The 26,096-nt window shown below is 64.9% G+C and carries 23 protein-coding genes and 3 pseudogenes; 8 read left to right on the top strand and 18 right to left on the bottom strand.

From position 1 onward, the window contains the following. Positions 1-2: 2 nt before the first annotated feature. Together ligA and zipA are read right to left on the bottom strand one after the other, a co-directional pair. Positions 3-2,102 carry an NAD-dependent DNA ligase LigA gene (gene ligA / locus H7A19_17605; protein ID MCP5476648.1) on the bottom strand — a complete coding sequence of 700 codons (2,100 nt, stop codon included), beginning with the start codon at positions 2,100-2,102 and terminating at the stop codon, positions 3-5. Between the two features lie 160 nt (positions 2,103-2,262). After that, positions 2,263-3,051, bottom strand: a complete 789-nt coding sequence (gene zipA, locus H7A19_17600) for a cell division protein ZipA (GenBank protein MCP5476647.1) — start codon at positions 3,049-3,051, stop codon at positions 2,263-2,265. A gap of 108 nt (positions 3,052-3,159) precedes the next feature. On the opposite strand from zipA, the gene H7A19_17595 reads away from it, so the two are divergent. Then, complete coding sequence (locus tag H7A19_17595) at positions 3,160-4,755, top strand: hypothetical protein (GenBank protein MCP5476646.1); 1,596 nt, start codon at positions 3,160-3,162, stop codon at positions 4,753-4,755. Between the two features lie 31 nt (positions 4,756-4,786). Here H7A19_17595 and H7A19_17590 read toward each other — a convergent pair whose 3' ends face one another. The 10 genes from H7A19_17590 to msrA form a co-directional block, all read right to left on the bottom strand. Next, complete coding sequence (locus H7A19_17590) at positions 4,787-5,725, bottom strand: isopenicillin N synthase family oxygenase (protein ID MCP5476645.1); 939 nt, start codon at positions 5,723-5,725, stop codon at positions 4,787-4,789. A gap of 63 nt (positions 5,726-5,788) precedes the next feature. Continuing rightward, positions 5,789-6,853, bottom strand: a complete 1,065-nt coding sequence (locus H7A19_17585; GenBank protein MCP5476644.1) for a tRNA pseudouridine(13) synthase TruD — start codon at positions 6,851-6,853, stop codon at positions 5,789-5,791. Then, entirely contained in the window at positions 6,850-7,347 is a 498-nt protein-coding gene (gene ispF / locus H7A19_17580) for a 2-C-methyl-D-erythritol 2,4-cyclodiphosphate synthase (protein MCP5476643.1), read from the bottom strand. The genes H7A19_17585 and ispF overlap by 4 nt, the downstream gene beginning before the upstream one ends. Further along, positions 7,344-8,051, bottom strand: coding sequence for a 2-C-methyl-D-erythritol 4-phosphate cytidylyltransferase (locus H7A19_17575; GenBank protein MCP5476642.1), 708 nt, complete (start codon positions 8,049-8,051; stop codon positions 7,344-7,346). The genes ispF and H7A19_17575 overlap by 4 nt, the downstream gene beginning before the upstream one ends. Continuing rightward, entirely contained in the window at positions 8,048-8,365 is a 318-nt protein-coding gene (gene ftsB, locus H7A19_17570) for a cell division protein FtsB (GenBank protein MCP5476641.1), read from the bottom strand. Before ftsB ends, H7A19_17575 begins: the two co-directional genes overlap by 4 nt. 15 nt (positions 8,366-8,380) lie before the next feature. Further along, positions 8,381-9,664 carry a phosphopyruvate hydratase gene (eno, locus tag H7A19_17565; GenBank protein ID MCP5476640.1) on the bottom strand — a complete coding sequence of 428 codons (1,284 nt, stop codon included), beginning with the start codon at positions 9,662-9,664 and terminating at the stop codon, positions 8,381-8,383. Positions 9,665-9,800: 136 nt separating this feature from the next. After that, positions 9,801-10,247, bottom strand: a complete 447-nt coding sequence (locus H7A19_17560; GenBank protein MCP5476639.1) for a DUF2127 domain-containing protein — start codon at positions 10,245-10,247, stop codon at positions 9,801-9,803. A gap of 174 nt (positions 10,248-10,421) precedes the next feature. Beyond that, the gene (locus tag H7A19_17555; GenBank protein MCP5476638.1) at positions 10,422-11,039 is read right to left on the bottom strand and encodes a uracil-DNA glycosylase family protein; all 618 of its coding nucleotides are present in this window, start codon (positions 11,037-11,039) and stop codon (positions 10,422-10,424) included. 186 nt (positions 11,040-11,225) lie between these two features. Next, positions 11,226-11,846 (bottom strand): glutathione S-transferase, encoded by a 621-nt coding sequence (locus H7A19_17550; GenBank protein MCP5476637.1) that lies wholly within the window; start codon positions 11,844-11,846, stop codon positions 11,226-11,228. A gap of 249 nt (positions 11,847-12,095) precedes the next feature. After that, complete coding sequence (msrA, locus tag H7A19_17545; GenBank protein ID MCP5476636.1) at positions 12,096-12,722, bottom strand: peptide-methionine (S)-S-oxide reductase MsrA; 627 nt, start codon at positions 12,720-12,722, stop codon at positions 12,096-12,098. A gap of 153 nt (positions 12,723-12,875) precedes the next feature. Here msrA and H7A19_17540 point away from each other — a divergent pair, with 153 nt between their 5' ends. Further along, entirely contained in the window at positions 12,876-13,970 is a 1,095-nt protein-coding gene (locus H7A19_17540; GenBank protein MCP5476635.1) for a hypothetical protein, read from the top strand. 166 nt (positions 13,971-14,136) lie between these two features. Here the strand turns inward: H7A19_17540 and H7A19_17535 are convergent, their stop codons facing one another. The 6 genes from H7A19_17535 to frdA all read right to left on the bottom strand — a co-directional run bounded on the left by H7A19_17535 (position 14,137) and on the right by frdA (position 19,302). Further along, the gene (locus H7A19_17535; GenBank protein MCP5476634.1) at positions 14,137-14,469 is read right to left on the bottom strand and encodes a transcriptional regulator; all 333 of its coding nucleotides are present in this window, start codon (positions 14,467-14,469) and stop codon (positions 14,137-14,139) included. Continuing rightward, positions 14,466-15,434 (bottom strand): sodium-dependent bicarbonate transport family permease, encoded by a 969-nt coding sequence (locus H7A19_17530; GenBank protein MCP5476633.1) that lies wholly within the window; start codon positions 15,432-15,434, stop codon positions 14,466-14,468. The genes H7A19_17535 and H7A19_17530 overlap by 4 nt, the downstream gene beginning before the upstream one ends. A 284-nt stretch (positions 15,435-15,718) precedes the next feature. Beyond that, a complete protein-coding gene (frdD, locus tag H7A19_17525; GenBank protein MCP5476632.1) occupies positions 15,719-16,069 on the bottom strand; it encodes a fumarate reductase subunit FrdD in 351 nt (116 codons plus the stop codon). Beyond that, positions 16,066-16,464 (bottom strand): fumarate reductase subunit C, encoded by a 399-nt coding sequence (locus tag H7A19_17520; protein ID MCP5476631.1) that lies wholly within the window; start codon positions 16,462-16,464, stop codon positions 16,066-16,068. Before H7A19_17520 ends, frdD begins: the two co-directional genes overlap by 4 nt. Then, on the bottom strand, positions 16,461-17,213 hold the full coding sequence (locus tag H7A19_17515) for a succinate dehydrogenase/fumarate reductase iron-sulfur subunit (protein ID MCP5476630.1): 753 nt from the start codon (positions 17,211-17,213) through the stop codon (positions 16,461-16,463). Before H7A19_17515 ends, H7A19_17520 begins: the two co-directional genes overlap by 4 nt. Positions 17,214-17,514: 301 nt before the next feature. After that, positions 17,515-19,302: a fumarate reductase (quinol) flavoprotein subunit gene (gene frdA / locus H7A19_17510; GenBank protein MCP5476629.1), complete on the bottom strand. Its 1,788-nt coding sequence runs from the start codon at positions 19,300-19,302 to the stop codon at positions 17,515-17,517. Positions 19,303-19,534: 232 nt separating this feature from the next. On the opposite strand from frdA, the gene H7A19_17505 reads away from it, so the two are divergent. From H7A19_17505 to H7A19_17480, 6 genes and pseudogenes are all read left to right on the top strand, one after another. Continuing rightward, positions 19,535-21,049, top strand: coding sequence for a carboxylate-amine ligase (locus H7A19_17505; protein ID MCP5476628.1), 1,515 nt, complete (start codon positions 19,535-19,537; stop codon positions 21,047-21,049). A gap of 159 nt (positions 21,050-21,208) precedes the next feature. Continuing rightward, positions 21,209-21,853, top strand: a complete 645-nt coding sequence (locus tag H7A19_17500) for an AhpC/TSA family protein (GenBank protein MCP5476627.1) — start codon at positions 21,209-21,211, stop codon at positions 21,851-21,853. 191 nt (positions 21,854-22,044) lie between these two features. After that, entirely contained in the window at positions 22,045-22,956 is a 912-nt protein-coding gene (locus H7A19_17495; protein MCP5476626.1) for a haloalkane dehalogenase, read from the top strand. A 165-nt stretch (positions 22,957-23,121) separates the two neighbouring features. Further along, a pseudogene (locus H7A19_17490) lies at positions 23,122-23,493 on the top strand (PHP domain-containing protein). Beyond that, positions 23,470-25,749: pseudogene (gene dnaE, locus H7A19_17485) on the top strand (DNA polymerase III subunit alpha). The pseudogenes H7A19_17490 and dnaE overlap by 24 nt, the downstream one beginning before the upstream one ends. Continuing rightward, positions 25,723-26,094 (top strand): annotated as a pseudogene (locus H7A19_17480) (hypothetical protein). The pseudogenes dnaE and H7A19_17480 overlap by 27 nt, the downstream one beginning before the upstream one ends. Positions 26,095-26,096 lie beyond the last annotated feature (2 nt).

Below are 26,096 nucleotides of genomic sequence, written 5' to 3'. Positions count from 1 at the left end.
CCCTAGTCTGCCGCTTCATGCCGACCGAGCAATTCCAGCAGCGCGGCTTCGTCCAGCACCGGCACCCCCAGTTCCTGGGCCTTGGTGAGTTTGGAGCCAGCATCCGCTCCGGCCACCACGAAACTGGTCTTCTTCGACACGCTGCCCGAGACCTTGGCACCCAGCGCCTCCAGCCGTGCGCCAGCCACATCACGGGTCATGCCGCTCAGCGTGCCTGTCAACACTGCCGTTTGACCCGCCAACGGCCCTCCGGCAGCGGCGGCCGGCTCATGTTCCGGCCAGTGCACGCCGGCGGCGCGCAGCTGCGCCACGATTCGGCTATTGCGCTCATCAGCAAAGAAGGCCCACAGGCGCTCAGCCACCACCGGGCCGACATCGGGCACCTGCATCAGCGGTTCGGCGGCCAGCGCCTTCTTCACGGCGTTCTGTTTCAGGGCCTCGGGATCCGCGAAATAGGGCTGCATGCGCGCGCTGGCCTCGATGATCCGGTCCAGGCTGCCGAAATGCCTTGCCAGTGCCTTGGCGGTGGACTCACCGACATCGCGAATGCCGAGCGCAAACAGGAAGCGCTCCAGCGTGGTGGTCTTGCTGCGTTCCAGTTCGTCGAGAATGTTCGCCGCCGAGCGTTCGCCCATGCGATCGAGACCGGACAAGGTGGCCAGGTCCAGCCGATACAGCTCATCGATGGTGTGCACCAGGCCGGCATCCACCAGTTGCTCGGCCAGCTTGTCACCGATGCCCTCGATATTCATGACCCGACGCGACGCGAAATGGCGGATGGCCTCCTTGCGCTGGGCCGGACAGACCAGACCGCCGGTGCAGCGGATCACTGCCTCGCCCTCGACCCGCTCCAGCGGCGAACCGCACTGCGGACAGGCGGTGGGCAAGTCCGGCGTCTGCGCGTCTGCCGGCCGGCGTTCCAGCACGGGCCCTACCACCTCCGGAATCACATCGCCGGCGCGGCGCACGATCACACAGTCGCCCACGCGCAGATCCTTGCGCGCCACCTCGTCGAAATTGTGCAGCGTGGCGTTGGAAACGGTCGCGCCGCCGACAAACACCGGCTCCAGCCGGGCCACCGGCGTGATTGCGCCGGTCCGTCCCACCTGCAGATCGATGGCCAGCAAGGTGGTCAGCGCTTCCTCGGCCGGAAACTTGTGGGCGATGGCCCAACGCGGCGCCCGCGACACGAAACCGAGCTCGGCCTGCCAATCGAGGCGGTCGACCTTGTAGACCACGCCGTCGATGTCATAGGCCAGCGATTGGCGGCGCTCGCCCATGCGCTGGAAATAGTCCAGGCAACCCTGCGCACCGACGGCCTTGCCGGCCTCGGGCGACACTGGCAGACCAAAGTCCCGCAAGCGCTGCAGGATGCCGGTATGGCGATCGGCGAGCGCGGCGCCGCTGACCTCACCCAGCCCGTAAGCGTAGAAGGCCAGCGGCCTGGCCGCCGCCATGCGCGGGTCCTGCTGGCGCACGCTGCCGGCAGCGGCATTGCGCGGATTGACCAGCTCCTTCTCGCCGCGCTCGCGGGCGCGGCGATTGAAGGCCAGAAATCCGGCACGCGGCATGTAGACCTCCCCGCGCACCTCCAGGGTCTGCGGCCAGCCGCTCCCGGAATTCAGAGACAGCGGCACGGCGCGGATGGTACGCACGCTATGGGTCACATCCTCACCGGTGACGCCGTCGCCACGGGTGGCCGCCTGCACCAGCTGACCGTCCTGGTAGAGCAGCGAGATGGCCAGCCCGTCGAGCTTGGGTTCGACCGAGAACTCGACCTCGCTACGCCCCAACATCTGCTCGATACGGGAGACGAAGTCCTGCACTTCCCCGGCGCTGAAGGCATTGCCCAGTGACAACATCGGCACACGATGGGTCACCGCCGCAAAATCACCCACCGGAGTCGCGCCTACCCGCTGGGTGGGCGAATCGGGCGTCAGCAGCTCCGGATGCGCCTCCTCCAGCCGTCGCAGTTCGTGGAACAGGCGGTCGTATTCGGCATCGGGAATAGTGGGCGCGTCGAGCACGTGGTAGCGATAGTCATGCTGGCGAATCTCGGCGCGCAATTGCGCCACGCGATCGGCAATCTCTGGAGTGGACATGCGCTGGCTCGTCGGGCTCGGTGGAGCGGGAAAATGGAAAAAGGAAAAAGGATACAGTTGGCGCTGGCCAAGAGCGTCCAGACAAGTCTGGACTTACACGAGCCGCAACAGGCGCCCTCCTTCCCGTGCCCCCTGTCCCGTTTCCCGTGCCCTGTACCCGCTACCAGCCCGGCTTGATCTGCATCTGCTCGCGCTTGCGATCAAAGGCGCGCAACTCGTCTCGCAGCGCGGCGATGCGTTGACGGCCCAGCGGGGTGCGCTGGTCGTCCAGCAACTGCGCGCCGAGCAGATCGGAGAAACGCTGGGCGGCGGGCAGCATGGTGTCCCAGGCATCCAAGGCCGACAGCGGACCGGGCAGCGTCAGAAACACGACCACTCCCGGCGTGCTGAACTGATCCATCTGGCTCAGATCGAATACCCCAGGGCGCACCATGTTGGCCATGCTGAAGATCGGACCGAGTTCCGGCTTGCTGTCCACCAGTCGGTGAAAAATCCCGAGATCGCCGTGGACCAGGCCGGCCTTCTCCGCTGCCACGACCAGTTCCGGGCCGTTCAGGGTGTAGCCGTCCTGGGCGACCACGTAGAGGGTGATGATGCGTTCGTGGTTGCCGGATTCACGTTGCCCTGTGCGCGGCGCCATCCCCGGATCGGCATCGTCGCGCTCGCTCAGGCCCTCGATCTTGAGGGACGGCAGTTCGTCGGCACCGTCGTCAGCGGTAAACCAGGGCGCATCGCGCGCCGCGGTGTAGGGCGAATCCGAGTCGGCATCCTCTTCGCCGAGGACGGGTTCCCGGCGCATGGCTGCGCGATGGGCAGCACTACCCGTGCGCCGAGCTGGCCGTCCGAACCAATAGATGACGCCGAGTACGATCAGACCCAGGAACAGCAACAACAAGCGCAACTCGGTGGCAGACATGGCGATTCTTGATCCGATACCAGCTCGCAGCATACGCAAGGAGCCGCCAAGGGCGAAACGTCACATTAGCCAAGGGCAATTGCATGTTGCGGCCACGGGCTCTGCCGTTATCATCAGAGCAGGCCATCATCCGGTAAGCGCGTGTCCTTCCTAGACCGTCTCAAGCGCGAAGCAGACCAGCAGCGGGCACAGGCCGAGGCCGTCGCACGCGAGAAAGAGGAGCGCGATTCCCGCTATCTCGGTCAGATCGAACCGCGCATGAAGGCACTGACCACCTACCTGGAAGGCCTGGCCGAAACGCTGCGCGAGGTCAAGCCGCCGATCCTCGTGCCTTTGACCATGCAGGGCTACGGCGATCTTGCCGGCGTACCGGTGTGGGATTACAAGGTCGAGCATGAGCGGCGCTATCGCGCCTTTATCCTGAGCATGGGCTGGACCTTGCGCATCGATCCGGAGCGCACGCCCGAGGTGCGCGCCGAGGGCGCGGGACGGATCCAGACCCTGACCAGCTTGTTCCGACAGCACCATCTCGGGGGCATCAAGGAAATCCAGCGCACCCCCAAGGGCGAAGCGTCGATTGCCATGTTTCACGCCCGCGGCCACCTCAAGGCGCGCATGCAGGCGCAGATCACCGCTGAAGACCCGGTTCTGCGCATGAGCTTCGAGAATGTGAATTGGCTCGGGTCGAGTCGGCGTCAGGTGGCCTGGAACGAGATCGACGACGGTCTGTTTGACCGCATCGCACGCTTCATCGTCCGCGAGGATGACTCGCTGTTCACCGAAGAGCTTCCGGAAGCCCTGCGACAGAAGTTGGGCAGAGAACCCGAACCGACCCGCCAACCCTTGCCCGGCGAGGCCTTGGCGCAGGCGTCCAAACCGACACCTACCGCAACGCCGCGTCCGGCGGCTCCCGCCGCGACGCCGGCACCGCCGCTGCCGCAAGCAAAAGCCCCGCCGCGTCCTGTCGAAAAAGCTCGTCCATCCGACGACTCCGAGCGCGGAACCTCCATCCCGGGAACCATTCGTGCACCCGCGCCGATCGAGCCCGGCGAGGTCATCCAGATCGACGAGAGTCGCCTCGGGCTCTGGGGCGATCCTGATGCCCCGGTGATCGGACTCGACCGCGAGGGCGACTTCGCCCGTCAAGCCAAGGCAGCCGCGGCTGCTGCAGCCAAATCAGCGGCACCGACGGTGTCAGCTCCGGCGGGTCCGCCGGTGGACTCGGGTGGCGTGATTCCAATCGACGAAAGCAAGCTCGGTCTGGACCAGTTTGTCGAGAGCGAAGAATTCGGCGCCATCGCCCGAACCCTGCAACCCAAACCCATCAGTGCTCCGCCTTCGCCCCCCGTGCCTCCTGCCGCTCCTGCCTCACCCGCTGCGCGTTCGGCAACGACTGCGCCCCGCACGGCTGCTGCTCCGGCGACACCGCCGACCCCTGCTGCGCGACCGGCAGCAGCTGCACCCACGCCTGCAAGTCCCGCGCCGGCAGCGCCGCAGCAGCGCGAGAGAACTGCTCCGCTTCCGCCGGCTGCACCTGCCGCAAGGCCTCAGCCTCCAGTGGATCCCGAAGCCAAACAGCGCGCCGGCAACGAGAACAAGGCTCCGGCGGCCGCAGCTGAGGGCGCCGAGAGCACGGACGACGACAAGGAGCGAGAGGCGGCGCTGTTCCGTCTGCGCATGCGCGCCATGATGGCGCGACTGCGCAGCGACGAGCCGGACAGCGACAAGTCCGCCTGAAGTGGACTGCCGCCGTCGATCTTTCCCAGCCTCAGATCAGGCGAATCTCGCGCAACCGCTCCAGAAGATAATCATGCGCGCTGATCGGCTGCGGATAACGACTGGGATTCTCCGCACTGACGCACTGCGGCAGCACATCGATCATGAAATCCGGATTGGGATGCAGGAAGAAGGGCACCGAGAAACGCGGCTGCCGGGCCTTCTCCCCCGGCGGATTGACCACACGGTGCGTGGTTGATGGATAAACGTGATTGGTCAGGCGTTGCAGCATGTCGCCGATGTTGACCACGATGGCATCGCCCTGAGTGGTGATCGGCAGCCATTCGCCCTGTCGGGTCAGCACCTGCAAGCCTTCTGCGCTGGCACCGACCAGCAAGGTGATGAAGTTGATGTCCTCGTGGGCGCCCGCGCGCACATTGGGCACTTCAGCCTGGGTGATCGGCGGATAGTGAATCGGCCGCAGGATCGAATTGCCGAAATTGGTCTTGTCCTCGAAATAGGACTCGGGCAGATCGATATGCAGGGCCAGCGCTCGCAGCACGCGAGTTCCGAGATTGTCCAGCGCCTGATACAGGCCGTATCCCAGTTCCCGGAAATCCGACACTTCCTCCGGCCACAGGTTCTCCGGCATCACCTCGGCATACTGGGAATCGCGCGGAATCTCGCGGCCTACGTGCCAGAACTCCTTCAGATCCGGGTACTGCGAGTCCTTGGCGGTCTCGACCATGAAGGGCGTATAGCCGCGGGCACCACCACCGCCCTTGATGTGATAGCGCCGTTTGACCTCATCGGGCAGGGCAAAGAAGCGCTGGAAGGCATCGTAAGCGCCGTCGATCAGCGAAGAGGGTATGCCGTGACCACTGATGCCGCAGAAGCCGTACTCACGATAGGCCCGCCCCAATTCGGCGACAAAATTGGCTCGGTCGCTGTCATAGCGACTGATATCCAGGGTAGGAACGGCCATCGTCATCAACCTCGCAAGATCATGGAACCCGCAAGTCTACGCCGCCGCTGGATTCGAATGCACGCAAGGCTAGTCGATGAGCTCGGCACCCGCTGGCAGATCGCCTGCGACGTCGATCACTTCGCGGATGAAGGCGGTGGCATAGGCACCAGGCGGCAGCGCAAAACGCAGACGCAGCAACAAGGACTCCTCGGAGCCATCGGCATCGGACACCGTCTCCCAGTCCCAGGACAGCTGCTGCGGAATCACCCGCAGCGCCCGCCGCTCCGATTCCAGTCCGGCCGCCGCCAGCCCCTCGCAGAATTCGCGCCAGTCGTCGGCCACCTGTGCTTCGATAGCCGCGCATTCGCCCGCCACCGGCGACAGTGGCGTGCCCCACATCGGCCCGGTGGGATGAATGTCACTCTCGGCGCAGCGCTGACGCAGAGTCTCGTCGACCGTAATCGGCCCGAACCAGGCGCGGCGGCCCGCCAGATTGCACAGATCACCATCGATGACCTGATTCCAGTTGCCCAGTCGCACGCGCGCATCGAGCACCCGGTTGAAAATTGCGCTGCGCGCCGCCGACAGCGCAAAGCTGCGTTCACTGCGGTCCAGCGATTCACCGGCAAACAGACGCCGTGCCAGATCGAGGTTGCCGCCATCGATGCCAAAGCGCTGCAGCCCGAAATAGTTGGGTGCTCCACCCTGCTTCAGTGTCTGCAGACGCTGTTCGGCCAGCACCCGGTCACCTTCGATGTGGCGCAGACCGAGGATGAATCCATTGCCAGTCAGCGCCCCGCGCTTGAGCTTGCGCGAGTGCCGGGCTACGCTCAGCAGACGCACCCCAGGCAATGACAACGCCGACCAATCCACCTGTCGACCGGGTAGTTGCACCGTGAAGTGCTGGCGTGCCACTGCGTGCCGATCCTTGAGTCCGGCAAAGCCCACCGCCACCTTGGCAACTCCAGCGAATCGGGCCAGTCCGCGCGCGACCCATTCGGTATTGGCACCGCGCTTCTCGATGCACAGCAGATCGTGCTCTCCCTGGCCATCGGCGTCGAAGCTCAAGGTTTCCTCCACGACGAAGTCCTCGGGCGCGCTCTTGAGTACGCCGCGCAGCACCGGTCCGCCGTAGGCATGGGCCAGGATCACGAGCCCTGATCCGACGGATGCAGCAGTACCACGGCCTGGGCGGCAATGCCCTCCTCGCGACCGGTGAATCCCAGTTTCTCGGTGGTGGTGGCCTTGACGCTCACTGCATCCTCGGCGCATTGCAGATCGGCCGCGATACGCTCGCGCATCAGCGGCACATGCGGTGCCAGCCGCGGGCGCTCGCAGACGATCACCAGATCGCAGTTGCCGACGACATAGCCGCGCTCGCCGACCAGATGACGGCAATGGCGCAGCAGGTCACGGCTGTCGGCACCGGCCCAACGCGCATCGGAAGGCGGGAAGTGCAGGCCGATATCGCCCAGTGCCAAGGCACCCAGCAAGGCATCACACAGCGCATGCAGGGCAACGTCACCGTCGGAATGGGCCAGCAGCCCGCGCCCGTGGGGAATGGCGACCCCGCCCAACACCACCTGATCGCCAGGCCCGAAGGCATGCACGTCATATCCGCAACCAATGCGCGGCCAGCGACTCATTCGTCGTCCTGGGCCCGCAACAGGAATTGCGCCAGCAACAGATCGTGGCTGGTGGTGACCTTGACGTTGTCCTCGGCCGCTTCCACCAGCAGCGGATGCACGCCCTGCATCTCCATGGCCTGCGCCTCATCGGTGGGCCGCAAGCCCTGCGCATGGGCCGACTCCAGTGCCAGCGTCAGCCCGCCGCGCCGGAACATCTGCGGCGTCAATGCCCGCCACAAGCCGGTCCGGGTCACGGTATGCGCCACCCTTACCTGATCCAGTGCCTGATCGGGCTCGGCTTCGCGCTTGAGCGTGTCGCGTACCGGGGCGGCCAACAACCCGCCCGTGCTTCCCAGCACCTGATCGATCAAGCGCTCGATGTCCGCCGTGCGCACACAGGGTCGCGCGGCATCGTGTACGAGCACATAGTCGGTCAAGGCCACCGTCTCCGGCAGCGCTCGCAATCCGGCCAGCACAGAGTCGGCCCGCTCGGCACCGCCCACCGCGGTGAGCACCGGCTTTCCGCCGACTTGCTGCAAGCCGGGCCAGTCCCTATCGGATGCGGCCAGCACCACCATCAGTCCACGGATACGCCGCACTTCAGCCAGTCGCCTGAGCGTGCGTTCCAGTACCGAACAACCGTCAATCTGCGCGTACTGCTTGGGAATCGCCGCTCCAAATCTGCGACCACTTCCAGCAGCGGGCACAACGGCCCAGATCATTCCCTGGGCTCCTCGGCGTGGGCTGCAGCAGCAGCGGCGGCACGCTTGGGCTCAGCCACCTGGATCAGCTTCTCGCCCTCCTTGATCATGCCGAGTTCCGAGCGCGCGCGTTCCTCGATGGCGTCCTGACCGCTTTTCAGGTCGTCCACTTCGGCTGCCAGCGCCTCGTTGCGCTTGCGCAGCACGTCATTCTCGGCCCGCTGCACTTCCAGCGCCTTTTCCAGTTCCCACACATCGTTCATGCCGCCCCGAAACCACAGTTGATACTGCAGGGTCACCAGCAACAGCAGCAGCAGGAGCAGCAACCAACGCATGCGGGCGGTCTGGCCTCAGCGACTGAAACGGAAGGCGGAGCGACCGGCGTAGCGGGCATCGGCGCCCAGAGCCTCCTCGATGCGCAGCAACTGGTTGTACTTGGCCACGCGATCGGTGCGCGACAGCGATCCGGTCTTGATCTGGGTGGCACTGGTGGCGACCGCCAGATCGGCAATGGTGGTGTCCTCGGTTTCGCCGGACCGATGTGACACCACCGCCGCGTAGCCGACGCGGTCAGCCAGTTCGATGGCAGCCAGGGTTTCGGTCAGCGTGCCGATCTGATTGAGCTTGATCAGGATCGCGTTGGCGATGCCCTGATCGATGCCCTGCTGGAAGATTCGGGTATTGGTGACGTAGAGATCGTCGCCCACCAGCTGCACGCGCTGACCGATGCGCTCGGTCAGCAACTTCCAGCCGGCCCAGTCGTCCTCGGCCATGCCGTCTTCGATGGTCACGATGGGAAACTGGCGCGACCACGAGTCCAGGTAGTCGACCAGTTGCTCGCTGGTCATCCAGCGATCTTCCGAAGCCAGGTGGTAGCGACCATCCTTGTAGAACTCGCTGCTGGCCACGTCCAGCCCCAGCAGCACATCCTCACCGGCGCGATATCCGGCCTTGTCGATGGCTTCCAGGATGACTTCGATGGCCTCTTCATTGGAGCGCAGATCGGGGGCAAAACCGCCCTCGTCGCCCACCGCGGTGGCCATGCCGCGCCCGCGCAGCACACCCTTGAGCGCGTGGAAGATCTCGGTACCGGCGCGCAGCGCCTCGGAGAAACTGTCGACACCCACCGGCAGCACCATGAATTCCTGCATGTCGACATTGTTGTCGGCATGGGCGCCGCCGTTGATGATGTTCATCATCGGCACCGGCAGCTGCGGCGCGCGGCCATTCGCGAGCGACTGCCACAGGCCCTGCCCGCGGCTGCGCGCCAGCGCATGGGCACTGGCCAGCGACACCCCGAGCAGCGCATTGGCGCCCAGCCTGCCCTTGTTTTCGGTGCCGTCCAGCTCGATCAAGCGCTGGTCGAGCCCGGACTGATCGGCAGCATCGAAGCCGGCCACGGCCTCGGCAATGGCGCCGTTGACGTTGGCAACGGCCTTGCGCACGCCCTTGCCCAGATAGCGGGTCTTGTCACCATCTCGCAGTTCGATGGCCTCGCGCGAGCCAGTGGAAGCGCCGCTGGGCACCGCAGCACGGCCCATATGTCCGCCGGCCAGGGTGACTTCGGCTTCAAGCGTCGGGTTTCCGCGTGAATCCAGGATCTCGCGGGCGTGGACTTTGGTAATCGTGGTCATGAGTAGGCAGGATCAGGCTGGGAAGGGACAGGCGAGCATCGCCAGGAGCGCAAGGATAGCGGTATGCGAGCCTCACGCGGCACGGGCAATCTGCGGGCGTGTACGGAAGGCCTGCCGATTCAAGGTCTCTGAGCGCTCAGGTTCGACGACGCAAGGCTTGAATCATCACCGCAACCACGACCAGATTGACCAGCAGTACCAGAAGCACAACCCAACCCGGATCCCGCAACAGTTCGTACAGCTCGAAAGGAATGTAGATCGCCGCGCTGGAAGCTGCAAACCACTCTGCCCAACGCCGCCCATGCCACAAACCGTAAGCCTCGATGAAACGGACTGCCGCGTAGAGCGCGGCCAGAGCCGCCAGCATCCAGAGTCGGGCATCAGTGACCTCGGCGGCAGCGAGCAACAGACTGTGTGGATAGTGTCGGGTCGGATCCAGATGCAGATGGCGGACCAGATCCATCGCCCATTGCAGCGCGTGACCGTGCAGCAAGGTCAGCCCGCCCAGACCGGCAATCAGCACCGCCAGCCCCTTGACGGCTTCGATCAAGGCCACGATTTGAACCGCGTTAAGACGCCGCATGCCGCAATTCCGGTGGATGTTCAGGCCAAGCCCCCGGAGTACGCCCCTTGGAAGGTCGGGTAGCAGGCGGCGGACGATACAAGCACCGGCATTGACAGAGCCAGCGGTGGTCGAGGGACGCTTCTTCGCCACGTGTCCAGCAGCGTCCGGACAAGTCTGGACCTACAGGAAGCTTTACCCTTGCAGCTGCGCTTGCGACAGCACCTCTGCCACCCGCTGCCGCAGCGCCGGAAGCAGCTCCAGCTCAAACCAGGGATTGCGCTTGAGCCAGAGATTGTTGCGCGGGCTGGGGTGTGGAAGGGGCACGACATCAGGCCAGAACTGCCGCCATTGAGCCACCAGACCCGTGAGATTGAGCTTCGAATCCGGCCACTGGTAAGCCTGCGCGTACTGGCCGATCACCAAGGTCAACGGTACCCGCGGCAACAGCGCCAAAAGGCTGTTTCGCCACTTTGGGGCGCACTCCGGGCGTGGCGGCAGATCTCCCGATCTGCCGGTACCGGGGTAGCAAAAGCCCATCGGCAGGATGGCCACCTGCGTGGGGTCGTAGAAGGTCTCGCGGGAAATGCCCAGCCACTGCCTCAGGCGCTCACCGCTGGCGTCGTCGAAGGGAACGCCAGAGGCATGCACCTTGCGTCCAGGCGCCTGTCCGGCAATCAGCAAGCGCGCCGAGGACGCCAGCTGCAAGACCGGCCTGGGCCCCAGTGGCAAATGCGGTGCGCACAGCGTGCATGTACGCACCTGATGCAGCAGCGTGTCCGCCGCACACTCGACGTCTGGCGCGCCAGTCATGACAGACCCACCGCCCGATCGGCGCGCAAGGACGGCGGAGTATCGGAATAGCCCGCCTGCCTGCTGATGCGCACGAATCTGAATCTCCCACTGTTGAGGCAGAGACCGCGGCGAAGTCTGCGCTGGCATTCGGTTCGCATTCCCACGTCCGTTTCACCGCGATTCCGACCAGCGATGCCGAGACCGTCAATCGGCAAAGGAATATGGACCACCCCGCTCAAGCGCGCGCTGGTAGGCGGGCCGCGCCTGGAAGCGCCGCACCCAGGCATCCATGGCCGGATAACTGGCGCGCAATCCACGAGCGGCTTCGCCGACGAAACTCATCTGGATGTCGGCACCGCTCAGTTCCTGCCCCAGTAACCAGTCGCGACCGTGCAACGCCTGCTCCAGATAGCCGAGGTGATTGGCCAGCTCACTCTCGATCCTCGGCGCCAGCGGTGCCCCGGCCTCGCCCAGGCGCGAAACATACAGCTTGAGCATCAGCGGCAGCATCGCCGAGCCTTCGGCATAGTGCAGCCATTGCTGATAATCCTCGAAGGCAGCACTGTCCGGATCCGGCCGCAGACGGCCACCACCATGTTGGCGAATCAGGTAGTCGACGATCGCGCCCGATTCGATCACCGTCCGGCCACGATCCTCGATCACCGGGGACTTGCCGAGCGAATGCACGGCGGTCAGCTCCGCCGGTGCCAGTCGGGTCTTGGCATCACGCTGATAAGCGCGGATTTCATAAGGCAGCGCCAACTCTTCCAGCAGCCACAGAATGCGCTGGGAGCGCGAGTCATTGAGGTGATGCACGATGATCATGGCGGTCCTGATGGCTGACCCGGGGACAGGTCAGGGCCGTTATTGTGACTGAACGCACCCGGGATCGCCGAGTTGCACTCGGCGCTGTTGCTCCGGCCTGGCCACTCCCGGGTCCACGGCGGACCCAGGGTCGGTGCAGAAACAGGGTAATGAGCCGGCGCTCAGCCCTCGGCATCGCCGGGGCGAAGGCGGAAGTTCTGCTGCAGAGGCCTTCGCCCGAGCGTGCTTGATTCGGGCAGGGGTTTCGCCCTACTTGAGGATGTCGGCGAAGCGCTTCTTGAACTTGGCGACCTTGGGGGCGATCACCAGGCTGCAATAGGGCTGTTCGCCGTTGAGTTCGAAATACTGCTGGTGGTAGTCCTCGGCCGGATAGAAGGTCGGCAGGGGCTCGACTTCGGTGACGATGCGGCCACTCCAGTCGCCGCTGGCGGCGCTGCGGGCGATGGCGGCTTCGATGGCTTGTTTTTCGGCATCGTTGTCGTAGAAGGCAATCGACCGGTACTGCGGCCCGACATCGTTGCCCTGCCGGTTCAGCGTGGTCGGGTCATGGATGGTGAAATAGACGTCGAGGATCTGGTCCAGGCTGACCACAGTCGGGTCATAAACCACCTTGACCACTTCGGCATGCCCGGTGCGGCCGCCGGTGACCTGGCGGTAGCTGGGGTTGTCGACATGCCCGCCGGCATAACCGGAGATCGCCTCGTCGACGCCTTTGACTTCCTCGTAGACCGCTTCCAGGCACCAGAAGCAGCCGCCGCCGAGCACGATGGACTGGCGGTCCGCGGACGATGGGGCGGAGGTATCTGCAGCAGCAAAACCGGATTGGCTCATGACAATCAGCACCAAGGGCAAGAGGGATTGAAACCAGGACTTCATCGGAGGTGTTTCCTGAGTGTTTGGACTCGCCAGGACAGACCGCTGGTCGGGCAGGAGTATTTCGAACTGGCACACACGATCACGTGAATACGTTAACAATCACGGGCTGGCATTGCGGCCATCATCTGCCCTTGACGACCTGGAGCGTGAGCCATGCGAGGCCGAGTGCGTTGGATCTGGATCACGTTGGGCCTTTGCCTGAACGGCATCGCGTCGGCCCTGCCCTTGCCACAGCTGCACCCGGGATCGCCCTGGTACCAGCGCGTCGACCAAGCCGCCCTGCATCCGAATTCAGCGACCATGATCAGCACCTTGTCGGGGATCGGCGGCTTTGGCAACGGCCGCTTGCAGATCGATTTCAGCATGTACGTGCTGTATGCAGGCACCGGAACGCCGACCCAGCCCATCATCGAGATTCCCTCGGGCAATCCGGACGACGCCTACTACGAGCTCGACTGCGAGCCGCTGAACTCGCCGGTGCCGCTGCCCGCAGGTGGCGCCATCGAGGGACAGCCCGGTTACAGCTGCGACAATCTCGATGGCGATTGCCATCTGCTGGTGGTGCAGGGCAACGAGATCTTCGAGGTCTACCGCGCCAATGTCACGGCGCAAGGGCTGGAGAGTCAATGCCTGGCACGCTGGCGCATGGACGCCCTGTATCCGGCCACCGGCCGCGGTGAACACTGTACCAGCGCCGATGCCGCCGGATTTCCGATGGCACCTCTGCTGTTCAACGCCGATGAGGTCTTCGCCGCCACCCAGGTGCCCGACGGCGATCTCGGTCACGCTATCCGCTTTATCCTGCCGAATGCGCGGATGGCCAGGGACGACTCCTTGCCCGGCGCAGTACTGGGGCGCCTGTACGTACGCCCCGCCACCCATGCTGGCGGGCCCAATGGCCCCAGCGGCAGCGTGCCGTACGGGGTGCGCCTGCGCCTGCGCGCCGATTTTCCGATGACCGGCTACAACGCGGCAGCCCAGGTGCTGCTGCGGACCATGCAACGCTACGGCATGGTGCTGGCCGATGGCGGCACGGTGGCTCTCACTGGCGAAAGTGATCGCTACACCACCCACAGCTGGGCTGAACTCGGCATCGACACCCGCGTGTTCGATCTGACCGCCGGAGCACAAAAGGTCTTCGCCAGCGATTTCCAGGTCATCGATACCGGCCCGCGCATTGCCGAAACCTACGATTGCATCCGCAGCGAACCGCAACTGGATGCGCTGTTTGCCAATGGCTTTGAGTAGCCCTGAAGCAGCCCGGGCAAGCCGCAGGCGCACCCGGGGCTTTTGCCGCACCCAGTCCCAGGTGCGCTGCGCTTACCTGGGCTACAAAGGCTGTGGGAGCGGACTCTGTCCGCGATCAATGTCCGGGGCAGATTGCTGCATCGCGGGCGAAGCCCGCTCCCACAGGCTAACGTGCCTGATACTTCTCCGGCCGCAGTACATCGACATCCTGGGCAAAGAGGATGATCGAATGGTGCTCGAAATAGCGTTCGCGCAGCTTGCCGGCGATGGCATCCACACGCTCGCGCGAAGCGATCACCTGGATCTCGATGTTCTCGCCCTGCCACTCGTCGACGGCAAAACCGCGCGCACCGCGACCCTCGCTCTCGATCAGTGTGTAGCCGCTGACGCCGAGTTTGTCCAGATGATGGAGGATGCGGTCCTTGAGCACGCGTTCGGCAACGATGGTCAGCAGACGCACCGGCGCCCAGGGCAGCGGGCTTGGCTTGGAGTCGGTCATGAGCCACCTGCAAAATAGCGGGCCGCTGCCAGATACAGCGGGATGCCAATGGATAGGTTCAGCGGAAAGGTGATGCCCAGCGAAGCCGTCAGATAAAGGCTGGGATTGGCCTCCGGCAAACCGGTACGCACGGCCGCCGGTGCGGCGATATACGAAGCCGAGGCCAGCATGGCGCCGAATACCGCAGCACCGCCCACACTCAGCCCCAGGGCCGTGCCCAGCCAGGCACCGGCAATTCCGTGCACCATCGGCATCAACAAGGCAAAGGCGATGAAGGGCCATCCGACCTTGCGCAGATCACGCAGACGGCGCGCGGCGGCCATGCCCAGATCCAGCAGGAACAGCATCAGCACGCCGTCGAACAGATTCACGAACAGCGGCGTCACCCGCGCAGTACGCTCGGGCCCGGCGATCCATCCGATCAGCAGGCCACCGCCCAGCAACAGCATGGTGCGCCCGGTCAGCACCTCCCGCAGCGACAGCCACAGGCGCGATTCGTGGCCACCGCGCTGTCCCAGCCACAGCCCGAACAGGATCGCCGGCAGTTCCAGCGCCACCAGCAGCGCCACCATCAGACCTTCGACCTCACCGACACTGCGCGTCGCCACCTCGCGCGCGGCGATAAAGGTCACGGCCGATACCGAACCATAGTGAGCGGCAACCGCGGCTGCATCCACACGTTTCAACCGCACCAGCTTGCGCAATACCAGATAGGCCAGCCCGGTCGTGACGAAGCCCGCAGCAATCGTCCCGACCAGCGGAATGAGCAGGGTGCCCGAGGCGCTCTGGGCGATGGCCATGCCACCTTTCAGACCGATGGCCAGCAACAGAAACAGTGATAGCGAGGTGTGCAGGGCCGGTGGGATATCCAGATCCGAACGGATCACGGTCGCCAGCATGCCCAGCGCAAAGGCCAGCACCATGGGCGAGAGCAGATTGGCAGCAAGCAGTTCCGAGCTGAACACGGCGGGCACCGATGAGGAATCGCCGCAAGATACAGGAAGCCACGACTACGGTAGGAGCGCCCTTGCGGCGCGACCGCCTTCGCGAAAACCGGAGACCAGGGTTGACCTGTAGTGAACAGCAGGACGCAGAGAACACGAAGGAAAAGCAGAGAGAACGCAAAGAAGAGCGTTCCAGCAGCATTCATCGCCTGGCTTGAAGCTTCAGCTTGCCTGTGGGAGCGGACTCCGTCCGCGAATGGCGGTCAGTAGGCGCGCGGTCCAGCGGTCGCGCCGCAAGGGCGCTCCTACAGTGCAGTGAGCGCCACCACGGTCGCCACCGTGCCCGCCATCGCACTGCCGTAGCACAGCAGCTTGGCGACCAGACCAGCGTGGATGCCGAGATCGTGCAGCGTGTGGAAGATCCGGTGCGCGCTGTGCCACAGGAACAAGCCGATCACCACCAGCAGGCTGGCCTGCCCGAGCCAGCTCTGAGCAAATCCCAGCACGCGGCCATAGCTGAAGGCATCGGCAGGCAACACGATTCCCAGCGGCGCGGCCAGACCGGTGCTGAACACCAGCGCGGCGCCGATCAGCGCCGAGAGCATGCCACCGGCACCGAACAGCAACCAGAAGATCGGGGCATTCGAACGTTTCATGAGGCCCACCATCGGATCAGGCCGAGAACCACGATGCTGGCCAGCGCGGCCGCCGCCAGGCCAGTGCCGGTAATCGTGCCAGCCGAGACCCGCTCGCCCTTGATGCGGATCGGCGGCAGCGTGCGCGGCATGATGTTGAACCAGGTCCAGCTGTGGTAGAGAAATCCCACCAGCAACACCCCGTGCAGCAACAGCGCCGGCCAGCTGCGCAGCAGTGTCAGCCAGTCATTCCAGGCCGCCTCGCCGCGCCCGAGCACGAACAGGCTGATCAGCAGGATCAGCGCGTACAGCGCGACCACCACGGCGGTGCCCTCATGCACCATGTATTCGACGAAATACGGATTCTTCTTCCACCAGCCGGTCATCGGCCGCTGGTAGGGTCGCCGAGCGCTCATGACTGGCCTCCCCTCGGGGTGACGAAGCGCAAGAAATAGTCCATCGCGCTGGTGGTCTTGTTGGTGTTCACGGCATTGGCCGGATCCACGTCCTTGGGACAGACCTCCGAGCAGTAGCCCACCGCGGTGCAGTTGAACACGCCCTCCTCGGCATGGACCAGCGGCATGCGCTCGGCGGCGCCGCCATCACGGCTGTCGAGATTGTAGCGATGCAGCAGCACCGTGGCCGCCGGTCCGAGGAAGCTGGTGTTCAAGCCGTATTGCGGACAGGCCGCGTAGCACAACAGACAGTTGATGCAGGAACTGAACTGCTCGTATTCGTCGAGCTGAGCCGGCGTCTGCAGATACTCGCCCTGCGCCAGTTCGCGCTTTTCCTTCGGAATGATGTAGGGCTTGATCTGGTGCAGCTTGGTCATGAAGTCGTCCATGACGATCACCAGATCACGCTCGATCGGGAAATGCGCCAACGCCTCGACGCGCACTCCGCCGGGATGAAATTCGCGCAAAAAGGTACTGCAGGCCAGCCGCGGCACACCATTGATCATCATGCCGCAGCTGCCGCAGATGGCCATGCGGCAGGACCAGCGATAGGACAGTGATCCGTCCAGTTCATCCTTGATGTACTGCAGGCCTTGCAGCACCGACATGTCATCGGTGAACGGCACTTCGAAGGACTGGACCACAGGCTCCTGATCCTGCTCCGGACGGTAGCGCAGAACCTCGATGCGGATGGTGCGTGGGGTTGTCATGCGTGCAGTCCTCGCCTGCCGAGCATCAATTCCGGCGTTATTTTGGGCGCCCGGCATCGGCCCGACTCTGTCCCCGGGCCCTGAACCCAGGCCTGAGGTAGCGCGGCTCCGGCGCGCGACGGCTCGAAAGCTGCGTCAGGCTGTTTCGCGCCGGCGGCCGCGCTTGCCGGGCGCCGCGCGCTTGCTGTCGTTGCGCACAACCCCGAGATCCGGGCGCGCGGACCCGGCCTACCAAAGCCCGCGCCGACGCGCGGCGCCCCCCGGGATGCAATGCCCTCCCCAGCGGCCGGCCAATGGAAATTCACGCCTGGCCTCCCTTTGCCGCCGCCTCGGCCTTTTCGCCGGCAGCGCCGTACGCGCGCACCGCGGGCTGCGAATGGGTGATCTTGACCTCGCCATAGCTCACCGTGGGCACGTCGGCACCGGCATAGGTGGCCAGCGAATGCTTGAGATAGTTCACGTCGTCACGCTGCCTGAATTCGTCCAGGCGCTGATGGGCGCCGCGCGATTCGCGTCGATTCAGCGCCGATACGGCCATGGCCTGGGCCACTTCCAGTTGATAGCCGAGTTCAATGGCCAGCAACCACTCGGTGTTGAACACGCTGGAGCGATCATCCACCCTGACCTTGCGATAGCGCTCGCGCAGCTGCACCAGATGCTCTGCCGTGCGTTGCATTTCCTCGGCGGTGCGGTAGATGCCGCATCCCCGCTCCATGGTCTCCGCCATTTCCCGGCGCAGCACCGAAATGCGTTCGCTGCCCTGCTCGCCCTGCACCAGCGCCCGGGCGCGTTGCTCGGCCGCCGCCGCCTGCATCGCCAGGGCGGCGGATGCCAGCGGCTTGCTGTTCCGGGCGTGGCGCGCGGCGCCTTCACCGGCGACCTTGCCGAACACGCACAGTTCGGCCAGGGAATTGGAACCCAGGCGATTGGCGCCGTGAATGCCGACACTGGAACATTCGCCCGCTGCGTACAGCCCTGTCAGGGGCGCCGCACAGTGCCCATCGACCAGAATGCCACCCATGGTGTAGTGCACGGCCGGTCGCACCGGGATGGGCGTGTGGGCGGGATCCACGCCGAGAAACTGTTCTGCCAGTTCGTAGATCTGCGGCAGACGCTCGCGCAGTTTCTTCTCACCCAGGTGGCGCAGATCCAGATGGACCACCGAGCCATGCGGCCCTTCGATGGTGCGGCCTTTCTGCTGCTCGTACCAGAAGGCCTGGCTCAGGCGGTCACGCGGCCCCAGCTCCATGGCCTTGTTGCGGGGAGTCGGCTCGGCCGGGCCTAGGCCGTAGTCCTGCAGATAGCGATAGCCATCCTTGTTCAGCAGGAAGCCGCCCTCGCCGCGGCAGGCCTCGGTGAACAGCAGGCCCGTTCCGGGCATGCAGGTCGGGTGGTACTGCACGAATTCCATGTCGCGCAACGGCACGCCATGGCGGTAGGCCAGCGCCATGCCGTCGCCGGTGACGATGCCGCCATTGGTGTTCTCGCGAAACACGCGGCCGGCGCCACCGGTGGCAATCACCACCGATCGGGCTTCGATGGAGATGAACTGACCCGTCGCCACATTGATGGCCACTGCGCCGCCGACGCGGCCTTCGTCGACCAGCAGGTCGACGCAGAAATGCTCGTCGAAACGCTTGATCGAGGGAAACTGCAGCGAGGTCTGGAACAGCGTGTGCAGCATATGGAAGCCGGTCTTGTCGGCGGCAAACCAGGTGCGCTCGATCTTCATGCCGCCGAAGGCGCGCACATTGACGTGGCCATCCGCCTTGCGGCTCCAGGGGCAGCCCCAGTGCTCCAGCTGCACCATTTCCTCGGTGCAATGGGCCACAAAGTAGTCGACCACATCCTGCTCGCAGAGCCAGTCGCCACCGGCCACGGTGTCGTGAAAGTGATTTTCCAGGCTGTCATGCGCCTGCACCACGCCGGCCGAGCCGCCTTCTGCGGCCACCGTGTGACTGCGCATCGGATAGACCTTGGAGATCAGCGCGATGGTCAGGCTCGGATCCGACTGGGCCACAGCGATGGCGGCGCGCAGTCCCGCACCACCCGCTCCAATGATCGCCACATCCGCCTTGAACAGGTCCATGCGATTCCCTGATGCGCTTCAATCGGGGGCGCAGTGCTGCGCCTGTGTCCGATCATGGCAGAGAGCCCCCGTGCCGCAGTTGAGTAGGATCAATCCCTGCACACTTGACCTCGATCAGTAATGCGCCGGCGCGCAGGCACGAGCATCCACAGGTGCGATCGACGGTGCGCGGGTCATTTTGCAGCCGGCGCGCTATGGTGGCGGCGGTGCCCGGAGTCCGTTGGGAGCGAAGATGACGGCAGAAGTCGAAGCTGAGGCGCAGGCCCGGTTCAGCGAAATCCAGCGGCGATTGAAACCGCTGTTCGAGAGCGTGCTGCACGACACCCTGGCACCGCGCACGGTGGTGGTGGTCCCCGGACTCAGCCTGGATGCCGACGTGCTGGCCGAGGTGCCGGGCGCGCGCCACTACGAGGAACGCCAGCTGAGCATGCTGATGCTGCTGCGCATGCCGCATACGCGCATTGTCTTCGTCACCTCGACACCGATTCCGGGCAGCGTGGTCGATTACTACCTCAATCTGCTGTCGGGCATTCCCTGGACCCATGCACGCAAGCGCCTGACCCTGCTCAGCGCCCACGATGCCTCGCCCCGCAGCGTCACCGAGAAAATTCTGGAACGGCCGCGCCTGCTGCATCGCATCCGCGCAGCCATGGGCGATTCCAGCCAGGCACACTTGTCGGTATTCAACGCCACCAAGCTCGAACGCGATCTAGCCATTGCCCTCGACATACCGCTGTATGCCTGCGATCCCGCGCTGTCGTACTGGGGCAGCAAGAGTGGCAGTCGCGAGGCCTTCCGGCGCGCCGGCCTCAAGTTCCCGGATGGACGGGAGAACCTGCGCAGCATGGACGAGGTAGCGGCGGCGCTGGTCGAGCTGCGCCAACGCAACCCCGCACTGCGCAAGGCCGTGGTCAAGCTAGACGAAGGCTTTTCCGGAGATGGCAATGCCTTGTTCGATTTCCAGGGCGCGCCAGAAGACGATGGCCTGGAAGCCTGGGTACAGACCGAATTGCCCAAGCGCCTGCGATTCGAAGCGGCCGGCATGAACTACCCGCGCTATGCCAGCAAGTTCCAGCAGTTGCACGGCATCGTCGAAGCCTGGATAGACGGCGACCACAAGCGCTCGCCCTCGGTGCAGATGCGGGTCAATGCGCTCGGCTGCCTGGAAACCATTTCCACCCACGATCAACTGCTCGGCGGCCCCAACGGACAGGTATTTCTCGGCAGTCACTTCCCGGCCAATGTGCGCTACCGCGGCAGCCTGCAGGAATGCGGACAACTGGTCGGCAAGGTGCTCCAGGCTGAAGGCGTGCTCGGCCGCTTTTCGGTGGACTTCATCAGTGTGCTCGAGGGCGAGCAATGGCAGCACTACGCCATCGAGATCAATCTGCGCAAGGGCGGCACCACCCTGCCCTACCAGATGCTGCAGTTCCTCACCGCCGGCCGGGTCGACGCCAACGGCGAGTTCCAGACACCGCTCGGCCAGGTGCGCTGCTATCGCGCCACCGACAATCTGGTGGATCCGCGCCTGAAACGGCTGGTCCCCGAGGATCTGATCGACATCCTGGTCGAACGGCGGCTGCATTTCGACGAGATCACCCAGCAGGGCGTGGTCTTCAACCTGATCGGCGCGCTCAGCGAATTCGGCAAGCTCGGCCTGGTGGCCATCGCACCCACACGCGAAGCGGCCGACGCCATGTTCGAGCAGACCGTGACGGTGTTGCTGATGGAAGCGGAAAAGGCCTGACCCGTCGCCCGGGCAAGCCGCAGGCGCACCCGGGATGGTGTGCCGAAGAGCCCCAGGTGCGCTGCGCTTACCTGGGCTACGGACAGGCGGACGACGCGACCGCGTGAGCTTTTCCCGCTCACCCCGGTCTGTGATCCATCCACCACTCTGGAGCATCCGATGACCCGATTCATTGCCGCAGCCCTGATGCTGACCGCTGCCTCCCTGCCGCAAGCCCAGGCCCAGATCGCCGACTCGGCCACCGCGGTGCGCCCGATTCTGGTCGGCAGCGCCGCTCCCGCGGTCAATCTGACCACGCTGGACGGCAAGACCACGACGCTGTCCGCGTTGCTGGCCGGCAAACCCACCGTACTGGTGTTCTACCGCGGTGGCTGGTGTCCCTTCTGCAATCTGCAGCTGAGCGAGTTGCGCAAACTCAATCCGGATCTGAAGGCGCAGGGTTTCCAACTGCTCGCGATCAGCCCGGACCGTGCCGAGGAACTGGCCAGGACCGTGGAAAAGGACGAACTCGACTACACCCTGGCCTCGGACGCCAAGGCCGAAGCGCTGCAGGCTTTCGGGATCGCCTTCAAGGTCGACGATGCCACGCTCGAGAAATACGCCGAGTACGGCATCAATCTGGAAACTGCCAGCGGCGAGAAACACCACGCCTTGCCGGTGCCCAGCGTGTTCGTCATCGACGCCCAGGGCGTTATCCAGTTCTCCTACGTCAATCCCGATTACCGCACCCGCGTGCCGCAACGTCTGATTCGCGCGGCCGTGGAAGCGGTTGCCGCCGGCGAAACGGGCCGTCCCCTGAAGTAAGGGCACGGATCTGTGGGAGCGGATTCATCCGCGACTGCTTGGCAGCCCGAACCTGCGGGAGCAGACTCATCTGCGACTGCTGGTCGGATAGGCAAAAGCGATCGCGGGCAGAGCCCGCTCCCACCGGTGGTCGATCGACGCGCCAACCTTGACTCGGCATCATCAATCCTGACACCCACATCGGGAATCGCATGAACGTATTGCGCACGCCAGACCATTGTTTCGAGAACCTCCCCGGCTACTCCTACGCACCGCATTACTGTGAGGTACCCGGAATCAGCGTTGCCGATCCCTTGCGCCTGCACTATGTGGACGAGGGTCCGAGCACGGCAGCACCGATTCTGATGCTGCACGGCGAGCCTTCCTGGTCCTATCTGTATCGAAAGATGATCACTCCGCTGGCGGCGGCTGGACACCGCGTGCTGGCGCCCGATCTGATCGGTTTCGGCCGCTCCGACAAACCGACCGAGCGCGGGGCCTACAGCTACCAGAACCATGTCGACTGGATGCGCGCCTGGGTGGAAGCGCTGGATCTGCGCGACATCACGCTGTTCTGCCAGGACTGGGGCGGCCTGATCGGTCTGCGACTGCTGGCCGAGGTGCCCGAGCGCTTCGCCCGGGTGATCGCAGCCAATACCTTCCTGCCTACCGGCGATCAGGCGCCCGGCGAGGCCTTCCTGACCTGGCGCAAGTTCTCTCAGGAGGTGCCGGTGTTCCCGGTGGGCACGATCATCGCCAAGGCCTGTTCGCGCCCGGTGTCGGCAGAGATTCAGGCCGCCTACGACGCGCCATTCCCTGACGAGAGCTACAAGGCCGGCGCCCGCGCCTTTCCGCTGCTGGTACCGATCAGCCCCGACGATCCCGCGGCCGAGCCCAACCGCCGCGCCTGGGGCGTGCTGCAGACGCTGAAGCTTCCCTTCCTCACCGCCTTCAGCGACAACGATCCGATCACCCGCGGTGGTGACCGGGTCATGCAGAAGCTGATCCCCGGCTGCGCCGGGCAGCCGCATCAGACCATCGCCAATGCCGGCCATTTCCTGCAGGAAGATGCCGGCGAGGAGCTGGCTGAAGTGATTGCCGGGTTTGTGGCGAGCACGGTTTAGAGCTGGTTGCTGGTTGCTGGTTGCTGGTTGCTGGTTGCCGGCTTTTGTAGGTCCAGGCAACCCCGAGTCCCGAGTCCCGAGTCCCGAGCCGCGAGTCCCGTGCCCCGCATTTAACTGTACATCCATACAGTATCCGCTACCATGGCAAGGCCGAGTGCCCACGCCATGTCCAGCGCCTACGCCGAACTCCATTGTCTGTCGAACTTCAGCTTCCAGCGCGGTGCGTCGACCGCGATGGAGCTGTTCGAGCGTGCCCGCAAGCTCGGTTATCGGGCGCTGGCGATCACTGACGAGTGCACGCTGGCCGGCATCGTCCGCGCCCATGAAGCCGCCAATGAGCACGGCCTTGCACTGATCGTCGGCAGCGAGTTCCGGCTCGAATGCGGTCTGAAACTGGTACTGCTGGCCACCGATCACGAGGGCTACAGCGGCATCTGCCAGCTGATCACCCACGCGCGACGGGCCGCGACCAAGGGCGAGTACCGGCTGACACGGGCTGATTTTCCACCGGTGATGGATGGCGTGGTGGCCTTGTGGGCCGGGGCCGAGGGCACGAGGGCACGAGGGCGGGAGGGCGAGTTTGGAGCAAGAGCACAAGCCCGAAATCCAACGATACCCCCCATTCTCGCGAGCGAGCGCTCTCACGCGCCCTCGTGCCCTCCTGCCCTCGTGCCCTCAGCCTCGCTCCTCGCCGACGCCGCCTGGATCAAGCAGCACTTCCCCAAACGCGCCTGGATCGCGGTCGAGCTGCACCAAGAACCCACCGATGCCTTGCGCCTGAACGGGCTGCGCACGCTGGCGCTGGCGGCGGGGATGCCGCTGGTCGCTGCGGGAGATGTGCACATGCATGAGCGTGGCCGGCGCGCGCTGCACGATGTGCTGACGGCCGTGCGTCACCACCTCAGCGTGCGTGAGGCCGGCTATCGATTACTCCCCAACGGCGAGCGGCATTTGCGTACCCTGACTGCGCTGGCCCGCATCTATCCGCAGGAGCTGCTGGAAGAATCCATCTACATCAGTCAGTTATGTCGCTTTTCTCTGAATGACCTCAGGTACGAGTACCCGCATGAGGTGGTGCCCGATGGTCGCAGCGCCAGCGATCATTTGCGTGAACTGACCGAGATCGGCATCCGCCAGCGCTGGCCGCGCGGGGAAACGCCAGCGGTGCGCCAGCAGATCGAGAACGAGTTGGCACTCATCGCCGAACTGAAATATGAATCCTATTTCCTGACCGTGCACGACATCGTGCGCTTCGCACGCAGCCAGCGGATCCTCTGCCAGGGCCGCGGCTCGGCGGCCAATTCGGCGGTGTGCTATGCGCTCGGCGTCACCGAGGTCGATCCGGCCCGCGGCAATCTGCTGTTCGAACGCTTCATCTCGCGCGAACGCAACGAGCCGCCCGATATCGACGTCGATTTCGAACACGAGCGCCGCGAGGAGGTGATCCAGTACATCTATGGCAAATACGGCCGCGAGCGCGCCGCCCTGACCGCCACGGTCGCCAGCTATCGCGCCAAGAGCGCCATCCGCGATGTCGGCAAGGCGCTGGGCCTGGCGCTGGATCAGGTTGACCAGATCGCCTCCTCGCTGGCCTGGTGGGATGGCTTTTCTGCAATTGAAGAACGCCTGACCGAGCGCGGCTTTGATCCCGCCAGTCCGCAGATCAGAAAGCTGATGAAGTTGGTATCACAACTGCTTGGTTTTCCAAGGCATCTGTCCCAACACGTCGGCGGCTTCGTGATCTCCGAACGGCCCTTGCACGAACTGGTGCCGGTCGAGAACGCCGCCATGCCCGAGCGCACCATCATCCAGTGGGACAAGGACGATCTCGACACCCTGGGCCTGCTCAAGGTCGACGTGCTGGCGCTGGGGATGTTGAGTTGTATACGGCGCTGCGTGGACTTGATCAATGATTGGGCAAGAGCGCGAGGGCACGAGGGCACGAGGGCACGAAGGCACGAGAAAGGCGACGAGCCGCCAGATCGTGGCAATTGGGCAACTCTCGTCGCGCGCAACACCCAAACGATCGAAGTTGCCGGTTGTGGCGTGCCCTCGTGCCCTCGCGCCCTCGTGCCCTCGTCGCTGGGCGACATCCCCCCCGAAGACCCCGCCACCTACGCCATGCTCCAGGCAGGCGACACTGTGGGCGTGTTCCAGGTCGAATCCCGCGCGCAGATGTCGATGTTGCCGCGGCTGAAACCGCAGAACTTCTACGATCTGGTGATCGAGGTGGCGATCGTTCGGCCGGGGCCGATCCAGGGCAAGATGGTGCATCCCTACTTGCGTCGACGGCAGGGGCTGGAGGCGGTCAGCTATCCCTCCGAGGATCTGAAGAAGGTCTTCGAGCGCACCCTCGGGGTGCCGATCTTCCAGGAACAGGTGATGCAGCTGGCCATCGTCGCCGCCGGCTTCACCCCGGGCGAGGCCGATCAGCTGCGACGCTCGATGGCGGCCTGGAAACGTCGTGGCGGCATGGAGCATTACCGCCAGCGCATCATCGAAGGCATGACCGAGCGCGGCTACGAGACTGGCTTTGCCGAACAGGTATTCGAGCAGATCAAGGGCTTTGGCTCCTACGGCTTCCCGGAATCGCACGCCGCCAGTTTCGCCTTGCTGGTGTACGCCTCGGCCTGGCTCAAATGCCACCACCCCGCCGCTTTCGCTGCCGCCCTGCTCAATGCCCAGCCGCTGGGCTTCTATTCGGTCAGCCAGATCATCCAGGACGCCCGCCGCCACGGCGTCGAGGTGCGGCCGGTGGATGTGCGGATGAGTGGGTGGGAGGCGGAGCTTGAGGGCACGAGGGCACGAGGGCACGAGGGCACGCAGAAGCCGACGGTAACGATCGAACCGGCCATTGCCGAGACGCAAATATCCGCATCACTACAATCTGGCCCGTCACTGCCTCTCTCGTGCCCTCATGCCCTCGTGCCCTCGTGCCCTCGTGCTGCTTTGCGCCTCGGCCTGCGCTCCATCCGCGGCCTCAGCCAGGACGCTGCCGAGCGTCTGCTCAACGCACGCGCCGCCGCGCCCTTCCGCGATGTGCAGGATCTGGCTGATCGGGCGCAGCTGGATCGGGCCACGCTGGAGCGGCTGGGCGCGGCCGGGGCGTTGCGCGGGCTGGCCGGGCATCGGCACCGGGC

It is taken from the genome of Rhodanobacteraceae bacterium (assembly GCA_024234055.1).
Classification (GTDB): Bacteria; Pseudomonadota; Gammaproteobacteria; order Xanthomonadales; family SZUA-5; genus JADKFD01.
The sequence above is the reverse complement of the archived record's forward strand: the minus strand, read 5'-3'. Positions and strand labels throughout refer to the sequence as shown.